General features: G+C 73.2%; 9 protein-coding genes. 3 read left to right on the top strand and 6 right to left on the bottom strand.

Annotated elements, in window-relative coordinates; genetic code table 11:
- Positions 1–196 precede the first annotated feature (196 nt).
- The 3 genes from DNK56_RS25305 (at position 197) to DNK56_RS25295 (ending at position 6,062) form a co-directional block, all read left to right on the top strand.
- Positions 197–934 (top strand): response regulator transcription factor, encoded by a 738-nt coding sequence (locus DNK56_RS25305; RefSeq protein ID WP_030079431.1) that lies wholly within the window; start codon positions 197–199, stop codon positions 932–934.
- Entirely contained in the window at positions 931–2,007 is a 1,077-nt protein-coding gene (locus DNK56_RS25300; protein WP_111338137.1) for a HAMP domain-containing sensor histidine kinase, read from the top strand. Before DNK56_RS25305 ends, DNK56_RS25300 begins: the two co-directional genes overlap by 4 nt.
- A gap of 257 nt (positions 2,008–2,264) precedes the next feature.
- Positions 2,265–6,062 carry a multifunctional oxoglutarate decarboxylase/oxoglutarate dehydrogenase thiamine pyrophosphate-binding subunit/dihydrolipoyllysine-residue succinyltransferase subunit gene (locus DNK56_RS25295; protein WP_111338136.1) on the top strand — a complete coding sequence of 1,266 codons (3,798 nt, stop codon included), beginning with the start codon at positions 2,265–2,267 and terminating at the stop codon, positions 6,060–6,062.
- Between the two features lie 99 nt (positions 6,063–6,161).
- On the opposite strand, the gene fxsT is transcribed toward DNK56_RS25295, so the two are convergent.
- The 6 genes from fxsT to DNK56_RS25265 form a co-directional block, all read right to left on the bottom strand.
- Entirely contained in the window at positions 6,162–9,152 is a 2,991-nt protein-coding gene (gene fxsT / locus DNK56_RS25290; protein WP_111338135.1) for an FxSxx-COOH system tetratricopeptide repeat protein, read from the bottom strand.
- A gap of 80 nt (positions 9,153–9,232) precedes the next feature.
- Entirely contained in the window at positions 9,233–10,627 is a 1,395-nt protein-coding gene (locus DNK56_RS25285) for an aKG-HExxH-type peptide beta-hydroxylase (RefSeq protein WP_111338134.1), read from the bottom strand.
- Positions 10,624–11,751 carry an FxsB family cyclophane-forming radical SAM/SPASM peptide maturase gene (locus DNK56_RS25280; RefSeq protein ID WP_241990181.1) on the bottom strand — a complete coding sequence of 376 codons (1,128 nt, stop codon included), beginning with the start codon at positions 11,749–11,751 and terminating at the stop codon, positions 10,624–10,626. Before DNK56_RS25280 ends, DNK56_RS25285 begins: the two co-directional genes overlap by 4 nt.
- Before the next feature lie 372 nt (positions 11,752–12,123).
- On the bottom strand, positions 12,124–12,312 hold the full coding sequence (gene fxsA / locus DNK56_RS25275) for an FxSxx-COOH cyclophane-containing RiPP peptide (RefSeq protein ID WP_111338133.1): 189 nt from the start codon (positions 12,310–12,312) through the stop codon (positions 12,124–12,126).
- 65 nt (positions 12,313–12,377) lie between these two features.
- Positions 12,378–15,773 carry an SAV_2336 N-terminal domain-related protein gene (locus DNK56_RS25270; protein ID WP_111338132.1) on the bottom strand — a complete coding sequence of 1,132 codons (3,396 nt, stop codon included), beginning with the start codon at positions 15,771–15,773 and terminating at the stop codon, positions 12,378–12,380.
- A gap of 7 nt (positions 15,774–15,780) precedes the next feature.
- Positions 15,781–16,800, bottom strand: coding sequence for an AAA family ATPase (locus DNK56_RS25265; RefSeq protein WP_111338131.1), 1,020 nt, complete (start codon positions 16,798–16,800; stop codon positions 15,781–15,783).
- Positions 16,801–16,875: the final 75 nt, after the last annotated feature.

The following is a 16,875-nucleotide window of genomic DNA, read 5'->3' as shown; positions in this document are numbered from 1 at the left end:
GTTCAAGCGCCACAAGCGCGACAGTCCGCCCGCCCCCGGCGACCCGCCGGGGTGCTTCGGCCTTGCACCCTGCGTAGCCGGAAACCCTCCGCTGCCTCTACGCTGCTGAGCGATAGCGAGATCACCCACGAAATTCACGAGCGAAAACCGTACGTCCGGGGGAATGGCCTCCGTGAGAACGGGCAGGGGCGGGGCGATGGAACAGACACACACCACCCACAACGGCGTGGCGGCCACCCCTGGCGCACAGCGCCGCGTACTGGTGGTCGAGGACGACGCCACGATCGTGGACGCCATTTCCGCCCGGCTGCGGGCGGAGGGCTTCCTCGTGCAGACCGCCCTCGACGGCCCGGCCGCCGTGGACGCCGCCGAGGCGTGGCAGCCGGACCTGATGGTGCTCGACATCATGCTGCCGGGCTTCGACGGCCTGGAGGTGTGCCGCCGGGTCCAGGCCCAGCGGCCGGTGCCGGTGCTGATGCTGACCGCGCGGGACGACGAGACGGACATGCTCGTCGGGCTCGGGGTCGGCGCCGACGACTACATGACCAAGCCGTTCTCGATGCGGGAGCTGGCGGCCCGGGTGCATGTGCTGCTGCGCAGGGTGGAGCGGGCCGCGCTGGCCGCCGTGACCCCGCGCAGCGGGATACTGCGTCTCGGCGAGCTGGAGATCGACCACGCGCAGCGCCGGGTGCGGGTCCGCGCCGAGGACGTGCACCTGACGCCGACCGAGTTCGACCTGCTGGTCTGCCTGGCGAACACGCCGCGCGCGGTGCTCTCCCGCGAGCAGCTGCTCGCCGAGGTGTGGGACTGGGCGGACGCCTCGGGCACCCGGACGGTGGACAGCCACATCAAGGCGCTGCGCCGGAAGATCGGCGCGGAGCGCATCCGTACCGTGCACGGGGTCGGCTACGCGCTGGAGACCCCCGCGCCATGAGCGCCCCCGGGCCGGGGCTGCGGCCGTTCTCGATCAAGGCCAAGCTGGGCACCCTGGTGGTGGTGTCGGTCTTCATCACGACGGGGCTGCTCATGGTGGCCCTGCGCACCCGGACCGAGCTGCGGTTCATCACCGTGTTCTCGGTCATCGCGACCCTGCTCATCACCCAGTTCGTGGCGCACGGTCTGACCGCGCCGCTGGACGAGATGCGCGCGGTGGCCCGGTCGATCTCGCACGGCGACTACACCCGCCGGGTGAACGGCGCGGGCCGGCGCGACGAGCTGGGGGACCTGGCGCAGACCATCAATCTGATGGCCGACGACCTGGCGGCGGTGGACCGGCACCGCAAGGAGCTGGTGGCCAACGTCTCGCACGAGCTGCGGACGCCCATCGCGGCGCTGAGAGCCGTCCTGGAGAACGTCGTGGACGGGGTGTCCTCCGCCGACCCGGAGACGATGCGGACGGCGCTGACGCAGACGGAGCGGCTCGGCAGGCTGGTGGAGACGCTGCTCGACCTGTCCCGGCTGGACAACGGCGTGGTCACGCTGAAGGCGGGCCGCTTCGAGGTGTGGCCGTATCTCTCGGGCGTCCTCAAGGAGGCGAACCTCGCCTCCGCGCACCGCCGGCTCTCCTCCGGGTCCGGGAACCACTCGCGTACGGACGTCCATCTGCACCTGGACGTGTCGCCGCCGGAGCTGACGGCGCACGCGGACGCGGAGCGGCTGCACCAGGTGGTGGCCAATCTCATCGACAACGCCGTCAAGCACAGCCCGCCGCACGGCCGGGTGACGGTGCTGGCCCGGCGCGGCCCGCAGCCGGAGTCCCTGCACCTGGAGGTGCTGGACGAGGGGCCGGGCATTCCGGAGTCCGAGCGGCACCGCGTCTTCGAGCGCTTCAACCGGGGCGAGGTGGCCTCCCCGCACGGTCCGGGCAGCGACGGCGGAACGGGTCTGGGGCTGGCGATCGCGCGCTGGGCGGTGGATCTGCACGGCGGCCGGATCGGAGTGGCCGAATCCGCTCGCGGCTGTCGCATCCGTGTCACCCTTCCGGGGATTCCCCAACCGCGCGGTTGACATAGGGTTCGAACCGGAAGGGCGCGTTCTGCGTGTTCTGTGCACGGGGTACGGTCCAGGGGGCGGCTGTTGCGGCCGCGCGTACCCGGAGTGAAGCGGAACCATGCTTGTTTCCCGCCATTTCCTGCGCCGAAACCCGACTTTCGATGTGACTTGCACGACGAAGGCGTCCCCGGACTGCAGGGAACGGTCGCGGAGGCGTAGCCTTGATTCCCGCTGTCCATCACCTTGTGAAGCGGAAGAGGGCGGTTGCCGCCGTGTCGTCTCAGTCCCCCAGTAACTCGAGCATCTCGACCGACCAGGCCGGTCCGGGCACCAACCCGGCCGCCGCCTTCGGCGCCAATGAGTGGCTCGTCGACGAGATCTACCAGCAGTACCTCCAGGACCCGAATTCGGTCGACCGCGCCTGGTGGGACTTCTTCGCCGACTACAAGCCGGGCAAGACCGGCACGGCGGACAAGACCGGCGCCGCAGCCGCGGGGGCTGCAGCGCCCGCGGCCCCGGCCGCCACCACCACCGCACCGGCGCAGCCCGCGGCCCCGGCCCCGGCAGCGCCCGCCGCCGCCCCGGCCCCGGCGGCACCGGCCGCGCCCGCCGCGCCCAAGGCGCCGGCGAAGGCCGCGCCCGCCCCCGCCGCGAAGGCCCCGGCCGCCAAGGCCAAGGCCGGCGCGGACACCGAGGCCCCGGGCGGCCCCGAGTACGTGACGCTGCGCGGCCCGTCCGCCGCGGTCGCGAAGAACATGAACGCCTCGCTGGAGCTGCCCACGGCCACGTCCGTGCGCGCCGTCCCGGTGAAGCTGCTCTTCGACAACCGCATCGTCATCAACAACCACCTCAAGCGCGCCCGCGGCGGGAAGATCTCCTTCACGCACCTCATCGGGTACGCGATGGTCCAGGCCCTCAAGGCCATGCCGTCCATGAACCACTCCTTCGCGGAGAAGGACGGCAAGCCGACCCTGGTCAAGCCGGAGCACGTCAACCTCGGCCTCGCCATCGACCTGGTGAAGCCGAACGGCGACCGCCAGCTGGTCGTCGCGGCCATCAAGAAGGCCGAGACGCTCAACTTCTTCGAGTTCTGGCAGGCCTACGAGGACATCGTCCGCCGCGCCCGCAACGGCAAGCTCGGCATGGACGACTTCACCGGCGTCACCGCCTCGCTGACCAACCCCGGCGGCATCGGCACCGTCCACTCGGTGCCCCGCCTGATGCCCGGCCAGGGCCTCATCATGGGCGTCGGCGCGATGGACTACCCCGCCGAGTTCCAGGGCACCTCGCAGGACACCCTGAACAAGCTGGGCATCTCCAAGGTCATGACCCTGACCTCCACGTACGACCACCGGGTCATCCAGGGCGCCGCCTCCGGCGAGTTCCTGCGCATCCTCTCCCAGCTGCTGCTCGGCGAGAACGAGTTCTACGACGAGATCTTCAAGGCGCTGCGCATCCCCTACGAGCCGGTCCGCTGGCTCAAGGACATCGACGCCTCGCACGACGACGACGTCACCAAGGCCGCACGGGTCTTCGAGCTGATCCACTCCTACCGGGTCCGCGGCCACGTCATGGCCGACACCGACCCGCTGGAGTACCACCAGCGCAAGCACCCCGACCTGGACATCACCGAGCACGGCCTCACCCTGTGGGACCTGGAGCGGGACTTCGCGGTCGGCGGGTTCGCCGGCAAGTCGCTGATGAAGCTCCGCGACATCCTCGGTGTGCTGCGCGAGTCGTACTGCCGCACCACCGGCATCGAGTTCATGCACATCCAGGACCCGAAGCAGCGCAAGTGGCTCCAGGACCGGGTGGAGCGTCCGCGCCCCAAGCCCGAGCGCGAGGAGCAGCTGCGCATCCTGCGCCGCCTCAACGCCGCCGAGGCGTTCGAGACGTTCCTGCAGACCAAGTACGTCGGCCAGAAGCGGTTCTCGCTGGAGGGCGGCGAGTCCGTCATCCCGCTGCTCGACGCGGTCATCGACTCCGCCGCCGAGGCCCGCCTCGACGAGGTCGTCATCGGCATGGCCCACCGCGGCCGCCTGAACGTCCTCGCGAACATCGTGGGCAAGTCGTACGCCCAGATCTTCCGCGAGTTCGAGGGCAACCTCGACCCGCGCTCGATGCACGGCTCCGGCGACGTGAAGTACCACCTGGGCGCCGAGGGCACCTTCACCGGCCTGGACGGCGAGCAGATCAAGGTCTCGCTGGCCGCCAACCCCTCGCACCTGGAGGCGGTCGACCCGGTCCTGGAGGGCATCGCCCGCGCCAAGCAGGACATCATCAACAAGGGCGGCACGGACTTCACCGTCCTGCCCGTCGCTCTCCACGGCGACGCGGCCTTCGCCGGCCAGGGCGTCGTCGCCGAGACGCTCAACATGTCGCAGCTGCGCGGCTACCGCACCGGCGGCACCGTGCACGTGGTGATCAACAACCAGGTCGGCTTCACCGCCGCCCCGGAGTCCTCCCGCTCCTCGATGTACGCCACCGACGTGGCGCGCATGATCGAGGCGCCGATCATCCACGTCAACGGCGACGACCCCGAGGCCGTCGTCCGCGTCGCGCGGCTCGCCTTCGAGTTCCGGCAGGCGTTCAACAAGGACGTCGTGATCGACCTCATCTGCTACCGCCGCCGCGGTCACAACGAGACCGACAACCCCGAGTTCACCAACCCGCAGATGTACCACCTGGTGGACCGGAAGCGCTCGGTGCGCAAGCTCTACACCGAGTCCCTCATCGGTCGCGGCGACATCACCCTGGAAGAGGCGGAGCAGGCGCTCCAGGACTTCCAGGGCCAGCTGGAGAAGGTCTTCGCCGAGGTCCGCGAGGCCACCTCGCAGCCGGCGCAGCCGCACATCTCCGATCCGCAGGCCGAGTTCCCGGTCGCCGTGTCGACCGCGGTCTCCGCCGAGGTCGTCAAGCGGATCGCCGAGTCCCAGGTCAACATCCCCGAGTCGATCACCGTGCACCCGCGGCTGATGCCGCAGATGCAGCGCCGTGCCGCCTCGGTGGAGAACGACACGATCGACTGGGGCATGGGCGAGACCCTGGCCATCGGTTCGCTGCTGATGGAGGGCACCCCGGTCCGGCTCGCCGGCCAGGACAGCCGCCGCGGCACCTTCGGCCAGCGCCACGCGGTGCTCGTCGACCAGGTCACCGGCGAGGACTACACCCCGCTGCTGTACCTCACGGACGACCAGGCCCGTTACAACGTCTACGACTCGCTCCTCAGCGAGTACGCGGCGATGGGCTTCGAGTACGGCTACTCTCTGGCCCGCCCGGAGTCGCTGGTGATCTGGGAGGCCCAGTTCGGCGACTTCGTCAACGGCGCCCAGACCGTCGTGGACGAGTTCATCTCCTCCGCCGAGCAGAAGTGGGGCCAGACCTCCGGCGTCACGCTGCTCCTGCCGCACGGCTACGAGGGCCAGGGCCCGGACCACTCGTCCGCCCGCCCGGAGCGCTTCCTGACGCTGTGCGCGCAGAACAACATGACGGTCGCCATGCCGACCCTGCCGTCGAACTACTTCCACCTCCTGCGGTGGCAGGTGCACAACCCGCACCACAAGCCGCTGATCGTCTTCACCCCGAAGTCGATGCTCCGCCTCAAGGCGGCCGCGTCGAAGGCGGAGGAGTTCACCACCGGCGGCTTCCGCCCGGTGATCGGCGACGACTCGGTCGACCCGAGCGCGGTCCGCAAGGTCGTCTTCTGCGCCGGCAAGGTCTACTACGACCTGGACGCCGAGCGCCAGAAGCGTGGCGTCACGGACACCGCGATCATCCGTCTGGAGCGCCTGTACCCGCTGCCGGGTGCCGAGATCCAGGCCGAGATCGCCAAGTACCCGAACGCCGCGAAGTACCTGTGGGCGCAGGAGGAGCCGGCCAACCAGGGTGCCTGGCCGTTCATCGCGCTGAACCTGATCGACCACCTGGACCTGGCCGTCGGCGCGGACGTGCCGCACGGCGAGCGCCTGCGCCGCATCTCGCGTCCGCACAGCTCGTCCCCGGCGGTCGGCTCGGCCAAGCGCCACCAGGCGGAGCAGGCCCAGCTGGTCAGCGAGGTCTTCGACGCCTGACCCGGCTTGCCCGCACGGCAGACGGTACGCAGTACGCCGGAAGGGGCCCGTCCCGCGAGAGGTTCGCGGGGCGGGCCCCTTCGGCGTGGTCCGGGCGGCTCAGATGGTGAGCGGCTCGAAGTCCCAGTACGGGCGGTTGCGGGAGCGGGCCGACACGGTGTGGGTGTGCTGGGCGCCGAGCGTGCTCGCCAGGTCCTCCAGCGCCTCGTTCTCGACCTTCTCCGCCTTCTGCCGGTCGCGCAGGCCCCGCAGGTCCGCGGCGTGCGCGATGCGCGCCGACAGCGTCAGCGGATGGGTGCGGCCGAGGACCTCGGTGGCACGGGTGATGACGGAGTCCGTCAGCGCGGCCGCGCCCTCCGGGTCGCCCACGAGGTTCCGCAACGCCGAGGCGTTGATGCCGCAGCCCAGCGTCCACGGGTGGTTCTCGCCGACGGCCTGGGTCATGGTGGCGAGCGACTCCTCCAGCAGCACGTGGGCGTGGTCCCGCTCCCCCACGTTGCGCAGGATCATCGCGTGGTTGGAGCGGGTGCCCGCGGCGTACGGATGCGCCTCGCCGAGCATGTCCGCGTATCCGCTGACCACCTTTTCGCTTATGGCCCTGGCCTGGTCGATGTTGCCGTGCTCGCGGGCGAAGCAGCTCTGCCCGGCGGCGAACATCATCGTCAGCGGGTCGCTCTCGCCCAGGACGCGTTCGCAGCGCTCCAGGACGCGGGTGAACAGGGTGGTCGCCTTGGCCCGTTCGCCGTTGCGGTAGTGGCACAGGGCGAGGTTGTGCTCGGCGCGCAGGGTCTGCGGGTTGTCCGTGCCCAGGACGCGCCGGTGCACCTGGACGCTCTGGTTCTGGAGCGACAGCGCCTCGTTGTAGCGCCCGAGGAGCCGCAGGTCGGTGGAGTAGTGGATCTCGGAGAAGAGGGTCCAGGTGTGGCGCTGGCGCAGGAGCTGGCGGCGGGCGTCCAGGGTGCGTCCGTTGAGCTCGAGGGACTCGGCGTACCTGCCGAGCAGCCGCACGGTCACCGCCAGGTTGTTCTGCGCGTTGAGCGTGCGGGAGTCCTGGTCGCCCAGGAGTTCCTGGTAACCGGCCAGCACCCAGGTGGAGATCTCCAGCGCCTCGTCGTAGCGGCCGAGTCCGCGCAGGTCGGCGGCGAGCCCGGTGGCGGCGCGCAGGTGTTCCAGGTCCTGGGTGCCGCGCTCGGCGCGCAGATGCTCCACGGCGGCGCGTTCGATGGCCTCGGTGGCCGCGTAGTCGCCGACGGCCCGGAGCAGGTTGGCGTAGTGGTAGCTGACGTCCCAGATCCTGGGGTGGTCCTCGCCGAGCAGCTCGCGCCAGGCGGTCATGGCGCGTTCGCCCAGCTTGATGCCGGCCCGGTACTCCCCCGACAGGTACATGTAGCGCAGGCAGTTGAGCACCAGGTTCTGCACGGCCGGTTCGGTGCTGTTCAGTACGTCGGCCCACTTGAGGTGCGGGGTGATCTCGGCGTACGCGGGCCACAGGCGGGTGTCCGTGGGGCGCCCCGGATCGGCCGCCGCCAGCGCGCGGCGGACGACGTCGATGAACTCCCGGCGGTTCTCCTCGGTCATGTCGAGGCCGACGATCTGGTGGACCATGCGGTGCATGTAGAGGGATTCGCCGGAGGACGCGGGGTCGACGCCCGATTCATGGGATTCCAGCCGGACCACGGAGTACTGGCGGAGCTGGTTGATCGCCTTGTTCCACAGCAGCGGGTCGCTCATCAGCCCGGACACCTGTTCGGGCAGGTCGCCGGGGGGCATGTCCTTGAGGAGCCGCACCGGGATGGAGCCGGGGGCGAAGAAGCTGCACAGGCGCAGCAGGTCGACGGACTCGGGGACGGTGTCCCGGAGCTTGTTGAGCAGTATCGACCAGGCGGTCTGGAAGGCGAGCGGGAAGTCGGCGGAGACCTTGACGACGTCCTGGTCGATGCCGCCTTCGAGCAGTTCGATGTACTCCTCGACGGACAGGTCGGAGTCGTTGAGCCAGCCGGCGGTCTGGTCGAGGAGCAGCGGGAGGTCTTCGAGGGCCTCGGCGAGCTGGTCGGCCTCGGCCTGGGTCAGGCGCGGGGCGCGGCGGCGGATGAAGGCGACGGACTCGTCGCGCCGGTAGACGGGGACCTCGACGAGGTTGCTGTTGTGCTCGCCCCACTCCGGGTTGCGGGAGGTGATGAGGACGTGGCCGGGGCCGGTGGGGACCAGGTCCCAGATCTGGTCGGGTTCGTCGGCGCCGTCCAGGACGAGCAGCCAGTGGGCGTGCGGGTCGCCCCGGCGCAGCGAGTCGCGTACGGCGCGCAGCCGTTCGCCGTATTCGGCGCCGGTGGACAGGCCCAGTTCCGGGGCGAGTTCGGCGAGCTTCTGGCGGTAGAGCGCGCGCCGGTCGGCGGGCACCCACCAGACCACGTCGTACTCGGAGCCGAAGCGGTAGACGTACTCGGCGGCGAGCTGGGTCTTGCCCACGCCGGACATGCCGTGCAGGGCGACGACGCCGGCGCCGGCGCCGGATTCCTGGAGCGCCCGGTAGGTGTCGGTGAGGAGTTCCTCGCGGCCGGTGAAGCGGATGTTGCGGCGCGGCACCCCGCCCCACACCTGCGGGGTGTCGGCGGGGAAGCGGGGGCCCGGTCCGGAGCCGGCGTCGGGCAGCGGGTCGGTGGGGAGCCCGAGGCGGACCAGGAGCCTGCGCTCCGCCTCCTCGGCGCCGACGTTGGTGAGGTCGGCGGCGCCGAAGGCGGAGGTGGCTCCGGGGAGCGCGGAGGTGGTGACGCACACGGCGGCGAACCGGTCGGGGTCGGGGGCGACTTCGGAGCGCAGGGCGCGGTTCCACTCGTCGTGGCTGCGGGGGCCGAGCTGGAAGTACCAGTCGCTGAGGACGACGAGGACCCGGCCGCGCGCGAGCGTCAGGTCGCGCAGCGCCTCCTCCAGCGGGACGGAGACCGGCGGGTCCCAGCGCTGCTGGACGACCACCACTCCGCGCCGCTCCAGGCGGTCCGCGATCCACGCCGCCCAGGCGCGGTTGAAGCCGGCGAAACTGATCGTGACGGTGTTCGCCCCGGCTACTCCAACTGGCTTACGCGTTCCGGGCATTCAGCCGTCTCCCTGCCTCGATACGAGCCTTGTCAACATACACCGGAGCGCTCGCGGCACCGATGGGAATCACAGGCTTCTCACTGCCTTCGCGAGCCGTTCCTCTGCTGCCATATCACCTTGGCGGTGCTCACGTACGCCTGAGCGCGCGCGAGGTGCCCCGAGGGGGGCGGATTGTCGTCCAGACGGTGGTAGACGGAGATCATCTCGTTGACCAGGGTCCGGCCTTCGGGGGTGAGTGCCGCCGATCCGGCGAGTGCGGGGAGCGCGGCGCCGACCTGTTCGCGGCAGCGGGCGTGTTCGGCCCAGGCGAGGTCCCGGTGGGTGACCCGGTGGGCCCGGAGGGCGAACCGCTGCCAGTAGTCGGCGAGCGCCAGGTGCGAGTACGCGCCCTGGAGCAGGCCGTCGAAGGGCCGGGGGTCGGGGCGCCAGGGGGCGAAGTGGCGCGGGGCCGCGTCTTCGCGGTGGAGCGGTACGAGGGTGGCGAGGGCGGCCAGTTTGGTGTGCTGGAGCTCGTGGACGAGGGTGGAGGCGAAGTAGGCCGGGGTGGCGGGCTTGCTGCTGAGCACGGCCCCGAACGCCTCCCGCCGGGTGCCGCTGCAGTGCGCGGCGCCCTCGCCGTCCGGCCCGGCTCCGGCGGGGTGCCCGAGGGGCACGACGCAGCGCAGCAGCGCGGCGGCCTCGGCGACGCGGTGGTCGCCGCCGATCCGGAGCAGGGGCTCGACCCCGGCCCAGGACCCGGCCCACTCCTTGCGCTGGTGGTCGTCCACGCGGGCGGCCCCGCTGAGCCCGTAGCGGGAGAGGTCGCCGGCCCCGATGCCGTAGGGGTCCACGTCGTCGAGGGCGACGGGCGCGGCGCCGGGTACGACGGGGCGGAGGGTGAGCACCGGGAGCCAGCGCGGGTCGGCCGCGTCGAGGGTCCGGTCGGGCTGGCGGCGGAGGGTGAACGGCGGCCCGTGCCCGGGGGTGAGGGTCAGTTCGTCGTCGCGGTGGACGAGGCGGACGGGGTCGGGTCCGGTCCGGACGGCGCCGAGCGTGGGCAGCGGGACCAGTCCTTCGCGCGGGGTGAGCCGGAGGTCGAACGGCACTCCGGCCCGTACGGCGGCCGCTGCCGCGAGGGCCGTGAAGTGGGCCAGGTCCGCGCGGAGGTCGGGGCCGGGGGCGGCGGCCGGGGTGATGAGGCCGGCGAGGAGGCGCTGGGCCCAGGGGCCGGCGAGGGGGTGGAAGAGGACGGTGCGGGTGGCGGCCCGGTCGGCGCGTTCGGCGGCTTCGAGGAGGGCCCAGTCCGCGTGGAGCCGGTCCAGCAGGGGTGGGGGGCAGACGGCGGCGGGGGCGGCGGCCGCCGCGTCGAGCAGGGCGCGCAGGAGGACGAGGCGGCGGGTGTCCTGGTCGCGGACGAGCAGTCCGAGGCTGTCGGCGTCGCCCTCGGTGCGGCCGAGGGCGCGCAGGACGTGGTCCGGGACGGTGGGGGTCATGGGGGGTCTCCAGCGGTTGCTTCGGCCAGCCGGGCCGCGATGTGGCGGATCAGCCGTTCGAGGTCGGCGCAGTAGACGGAGGGATTGCGGAAGCCGTTGTCTGCGCGGTAGCGGTGTGCGTAGTGGCCGCCGCCGCACACGGTCAGCAGCGGGCAGGCGCGGCAGTCGGCGGCGAGGGCGGCGGCTCCGGCCTGCCGGGCGGCCACGCCGGGGTGGCGCAGCGCTTCGTCGAAGGTGTGGTGGAAGACGTCGAGGCCGGTGGTGGCGGCGCCGTCGTACGCGGACTTGAGCGAGTCGACCTGTTCGATGGACCCGTCCGTCTCGACCACCACCGCGTTGACCGGGTCGAGGCCGAGGGATTCGGTGGCGGCGGGCAGTCCGATGAGCAGGGCGACGCACTCCTCGAAGAGGCGGACGCGGGTCTCCCGGCGGGGTGCGGGCCACCAGCGGTCGAAGACGGCGCACAGCCAGTCGCCGTACGGGGTGGCGCGGGCCTGCCCGGAGCCGGTGGGGTCCGGCAGTCCGGGCGGCGGGCTGGACCAGTTGCCGTGCGGCAGCAGGAGGTCCAGGGCCGGGGGGCGCAGGGCGAGCAGGGATTCGTACATCTCGACCGGGTCGGTGCGCGGGTCGACGACGGTGAGAATGCCCGCGTACGCGCCGGGGTGGCGGTCCGCCAGGAGCCGGGCGCCGCGTGAGGCGGCGGGCCAGGAGGGGCGGCCGGCGTGGTCGGTGCGCAGGGTGTTGTGGGCGGCGAGGCCGCCGTCGAGGCTGATGCCGACGCGTATGCCGTGGTCGGCGAGGGTGGCGATGCCGGTGTCGGTGAGCAGGGTGGCGTTGGTCTGCACGGTGGCGTGGACGGCGCAGTCGGCGGGTACGCGGTCGCGGACGGCGTCGGCGAGGGCGGCCAGCCGGCCGGGCCCGGCGAGCAGGGGTTCGCCGCCGTGCAGGACGAGGGCGAGGCTGCCGAGGCGGTGGGTCGCGGCGTGTTCGGCGATCCGGGCGGCGGTGCGGTCGAGGACGGCGGGCGGGGCGGCGGACGGGCGGTCGCGCCAGGTGCGGTCGGGGCCCTCGTACAGGTAGCAGTAGCGGCAGGCCAGGTTGCAGCGGCCGTGCACCTTCACGATGAACTGGCCGAAGGGGACGGGGGCGGTGGCCGGGACGTGCGGTGCCGTGCCGGTGGTCCGGCGCGTGCCGGGGTCCGGCCGCGGTGTCCGTTCCGCCGGCCGTTCGGTTCGCCGCCGCCAGGGCGTCGTGCGTCCAGCCACTCAAGCACCCCCGTGCTGTACGTCGGCCGGGGCGCTCCCCGGTGCCGACCCGGAGTGAGTGTTCCCGGAGCCGGAGGGACCAGGCTGGTCCCGGACGACGATGTCCTGATTGGGCGCACCCCCGGCCAAAACCGTGCGGTACGCGGACCGGCCGTGCGGTACGCGGGCCGGCCCGGCCCGCGCGCCGGGCCGGTCGCCCGCGGGCGGTCGCCGCTGTGGGCGGTCGCCCGTTCAGAAGGCGCTGTTGAACCCCCAGAGCATCTCCTGCGGCTGTTCCGCCCGTCCCCGCAGGTCCGCGACGACCTCCGCGAGCACCGGATGGTCCGTCGTCCGGAGGGTCGCCAGGTCGAGGCCCAGCAGGTCGGGCAGTTCAGCCGGTCCCGTCGCGCGCGTTCCGTCGTTCCGTGTCGACTCGCTCATCACGCCTCCCCGTACCGAAGCGGCGGGCCGGCGGCCCGCTCGTCACCGGGCGCGTCCGCGCCCGCTCACCGTTCCAGCTCGGCCAGCCGCTCGGCGGTCGCCTCACCGGCCGCGCCGCCGCCGTCCGGCAGTTTGCGCCACTCCTGCCGGGCCGCCCGGTACGCGTCCCGCGCGGCCCTGGGCCGGCCCGCTCTCTCGTACGTCATACCCCGCCAGTGGTTCGCTGTAGCGGCCAACTCCACGGCTTCCCGCAGCTGTTGCGGAGTCTCCAGCTCCGATTGCGCGTCGCCTGCGGAGTCGGCGGCCGACCGGAACGCCTCCGCCGCCTCGTCGCGGCGGGCCGGGCGGTCGAGGACCCCGGCCGCCTGAAGGAGGGCGCGGCCCAGCTCCAGCCAGCAGCGGGCCGCGGTGAGCGGGACGGTGGCCTCCTCGGCGGCCAGCTTGAACAGGTACTCCGCCTCGCGCAGGTCCACCCGGTCCGCGGTGGCGCGGTGACGCAGCATCAGGGCGCGGCCCAGCATCAGCAGGCGCTCGGACTGGTGGGCGCCGCCGGCCGGCATCTCGGAGCGGCAGTCGCGCAGCACCCGCACGGCGGCGCCGATGAAGGCGCGGCCGTCCGGGAGTTCGGCGCGCCGCAGCAGGGTGGCGCCCCATTCGGCGAGCAGGTCGGTGTAGGCGCGGGAGTCGCGCGGGATGCCCCGGGCGGCGCGGGCGAACCATTCGGTGGCGGCGACGAGTTCGGCGGGGTCGCCGGTGTGTTCGTAGCGGGCGACCCGGACGCGGCCGGCCCTGGTCTGGAGCTGGGCGCGCTGGCGCTGGTCGCGTACGGTCTCCAGCGCCTGGGCGGTGAGGGTGGCGGCCTCCTCCGGTTCGGCGCCGGAGGCGAGCAGCGCGTCCACGAGGTCGAGGACGATCCGGTTCTCGGTGCCCATGGTGTGCCGGCCGCCCTGGGCGAACGCGGTGCGCAGGGAGCGGGCCGACTGGCGGGCGTACGCGCGGGACTGTTCGCCGTCCTGGGTGGCGCGGGCGAGTTTCAGCAGGGTGCGGCCGTGCTGGAGGGGCAGGACGGCCGGGCGGTTCTCCTGGTCGGGCCAGGCGTCGGCGAACGCCTCCAGCATCCCGCAGGCGCTCTGCAGCAGGGCGGTGTCGCCGTCGAGCCGCCACTGCGCCTCCAGGGCGCGTACCCGTTCCAGGGTGAGCCGCAGGGCTTCGCCGGGTTCCAGGCCGGGGGTGGCGCAGGCGGCGGTGTATTCGCGGTCGGCGCGGCGCAGCAGTTCCAGCGCGCCGCGCCGGTCGCCGCGCCTGCGCCGGTCGTCGGCGGCGGCGTGCAGGACCTTGGCGAGCACGGCGCGTTCGCGTACGGCGCCGGGGCGGGCGGCGGCCCGTTCGGCGGCGCGTTCGGCCTCCTCCAGGAGGTCGGCGCCGCCCTGCACCTCCCACAGGCGCAGCACGCAGCGGGCGTACTCCGCCCAGAGTTCGGTGTCGTCGGACGGCGGCGGGGTGTGCTCGGCGGCGCCCCTGAGCAGCTGTACGGCGTCGATCAGGCGCTGCACCATCTTGTCGGCCTCGAAGAGGCGGACGAGTTCGCGGGCGCGGTGCACGGCGAGGCCGCCGGTCTGCGGGCTTCCGGAGGTCTTGGGTTCGCGGGTGACGAATCTGGGGGGTACGGGCATGAATCGCTCCAGTACGCGGGCCGCTACTTCGGCAAAGGCGTGGGGGACGCGCGGACCGCCGCGTCTCTCGTCTCCCCCGTTCCCCTCGGTCTCCTCACTCTCGTCGGCGTCCTCCGCTTCGGCGTCCGGGTCCGCCTCGCCGGGAGCCGGCCAGGCGGGGGCCGGGCCGGTGGTGGCGTCGTGCGGGGTGCCGTCGCCGAGCTGGGCGTAGGCCAGGGCCGGGAAGTTGGGGCCGCCCTTGCCGAACCGCTGCTCTATGTATTGCGAACAGTGCTTGAGTACGAGCAGAGCCTCGTCGCGGCCGAGGGGCCCGAGGAGTGCCTCCTGCACGTCGGGTTCGAAGGCGTACCACTGGCCGCGTCCGGTGCCGCCCCCGGTGCGCCTGAGCAGCCCGCTGAGCAGGACCTCGGCCAGTTCGGAGGGGCCGGAGTGGGGCAGCATGGTGCGCTGTACGAGTTGCATGACGGGCAGGTAGAGGGGGGCAGCCGCGAGGTAGACGGCGAGCTGTCCGGCGACCGGGGAGGCCGTCGAGCGGAACCGGCTGACCAGTTGCAGCGAGGACGGGGCGTCGCCCGGCCGGCGGGCGGGGGCGGGCGGCTGGTCGGCCCGGACCCAGCCGACCGCGCCCGGCACCGATGCCGCGCCGGTCCCGGAGAGCAGCCGGGCCCAGGCGGCGAGCGCGTCCGCCGCCGGGGGCAGTACGGGGACGGCGAGGGCGCCGGGGTGGGCGGGGCCCGTTCCGGCGTCGCCCGTGACCTTGAGCAGGGTGGCCCCGGCCGGGCCCTCGCCCCGTGTCAGCGAGCCGAAGGTGACCGGGAGGCGGGTGCGGTTCCACATGCGCTGGGGCAGCGGCTGGAGCACGGCGACCGGGGCGAGCCGGGCGAGCTGGTGCAGCAGGCGGTGGGCGTGGCCGCTGCGCCAGAGCGGGCCGGCGCAGTCACTGACGACGACGGTGACCCGGCGGCCGGTGGGGTCGCTGAGCCGGTCCGCCGAGTGCAGCGGGGCGGCGGCGGGGTCGGGGCTGCGGCTGACGGTGCAGCCGCCGTCCGGGCCGGGGTGCAGATAGCGCATCTGCACGTCCCGGAACGCGCCGAGCTGGGCGAAGATCTGCTGGAGTTCCTCGAACAGCCGGTCCCAGACCAGCATCGATGAGGAGGCGTCCATCACGCACTGGACGACGGCGTCGCCCCGGCGGACCCCCCGGAACACCGGCATGACCATGCCGCCGGCGCGGGCGCTGCGTTCGGCGGTCGCCCGCTCGTCCAGCACCCGGCGCTTGGGCGCGGAGACGGTCCGGTAGCGCTGCAGGGGGCGCAGGGCGCGGGTCAGTTCGAGGGGTGCGGGCAGCACGGGCGCGGCCGGTACGCCGAGCGGCAGCGCGGTGGCGCGGGCGTCGGGGCCGGGCTGTCCGCCGTCGGGCGCGCCGGGCTCGTGGGCCGGGGTGCCGCCGGGCCGGGCGCGGCCGGGGACGGGGTGCAGGGAGATCCGCTCGCCGTCCCCGGGCACGCGGGGGTCGCCGGGCCGGGCGTCCGCCTCCGGAGCGCGTCCGTCCGGGCGGGCCGGGGTGGTGGCGCGGCCGGGCGCGGTGCGCTCACCGGGGTCGGGTTCGCCCGGATCGCCGTCCGCGCGTTCGCCGGGGGCGTCGGCCGCGGCGGTGCCGCGGGTCCACCGGGCGAGCCAGAGCGCGTCGCAGAGCTGCTCGACGTCCGGGTCGAGCCCGGCTCCGCGCAGCCGTGCGACCAGCTCGGGCAGCAGCCCGGCCTCGTACGCCTGCGAACCATCGGACATCGCGGTCTCACCTCGGCCGGTCGAGTCGCTGGATGAGCAGGTCGGCCAGCCGGTCGCGGCCGGCCGGTGAGGCGGCGTGGGTCAGGTATATGGCGTTGAGCAGCTGGTCCGTGGCCAGGAGTTCGGTGCGGGAGCGTTCCAGGAAGTGGGCGATCAGGTCGTCGCTGGCGCGGGCCGCCTCCTCGCCGAGGTGGGCCTTGACGAAGGAGGCCAGCCGCTTGTGGTCGGGGCGGCCCAGCTCCAGGTGGATGCAGCGGCGCATCAGCGGGGCCGGGAAGTCCCGTTCGCCGTTGCTGGTGAGCACGACGAAGGGGAAGGCCCGGCACTGCACCCTGCCTCCCTTGATGCGGACCTTGTTGCCGTCGTGGTCGAGGACGTCCGCCTCGCCGTCGGGCAGCCGGTCGGCGATCCGCTCCAGCTCGGGGATGGCGAACTCGCCCTCCTCCAGCACGTTCAGCAGGTCGTTGGGGAGGTCGATGTCGCTCTTGTCCAGCTCGTCGATGAGCAGGACGCGCGGCCGGTCCGAGGGAAGCAGCGCGGTGCCGAGCGGCCCGAGCCGGATGTAGCTGCCGACGCTCTGGGCCGCGTCGGCCCCGGCGGCGCCGCCCGCCGCCGCGTGCGAGGCGATCTGGACGTCCTGGAGCCGGGCGATGGCGTCGTAGTGGTAGAGGCCGTCGAGGAGGGTGGTGCGGCTGACGACGGGCCAGCGCAGCACCTTGCCCAGTTCCAGTTCGCGGGCCACCGAGTGGGCCAGGGTGCTCTTGCCCGCGCCGGGGTCGCCGGTGACCAGCAGGGGGCGCCGCAGGTACAGCGCCGCGTTGATCATCTCCAGTTCCTCGGCGCCGGGGCGGTGTTCCTCGGCGACGCGGCCGGGGATGCCGAGCCGGCGGTCGGCGGTGTCGGCGCTGTCCGCCCCGCCGGGCCCGCCGGTGAAGTCGCGCCAGGGCGGCGGGGGCGGGAGCTGCGGCGTCTCGTCGTGCGGTTCGCCGATGCCCCGGTAGATGAGCCACTCGCTGGGTTCACTCATAGCGTGTTCCTCGTTGTCACTCGTCCGCCGCCGGCGGCCGCCGCCGAACGTGCCTTACCGTAGCGATCCCGTTCA

The sequence above is a fragment of the Streptomyces sp. AC1-42W genome, assembly GCF_003248355.1.
Classification (GTDB): Bacteria; Actinomycetota; Actinomycetes; order Streptomycetales; family Streptomycetaceae; genus Streptomyces.
This window is presented reverse-complemented; position numbering and strand designations above follow the sequence as displayed.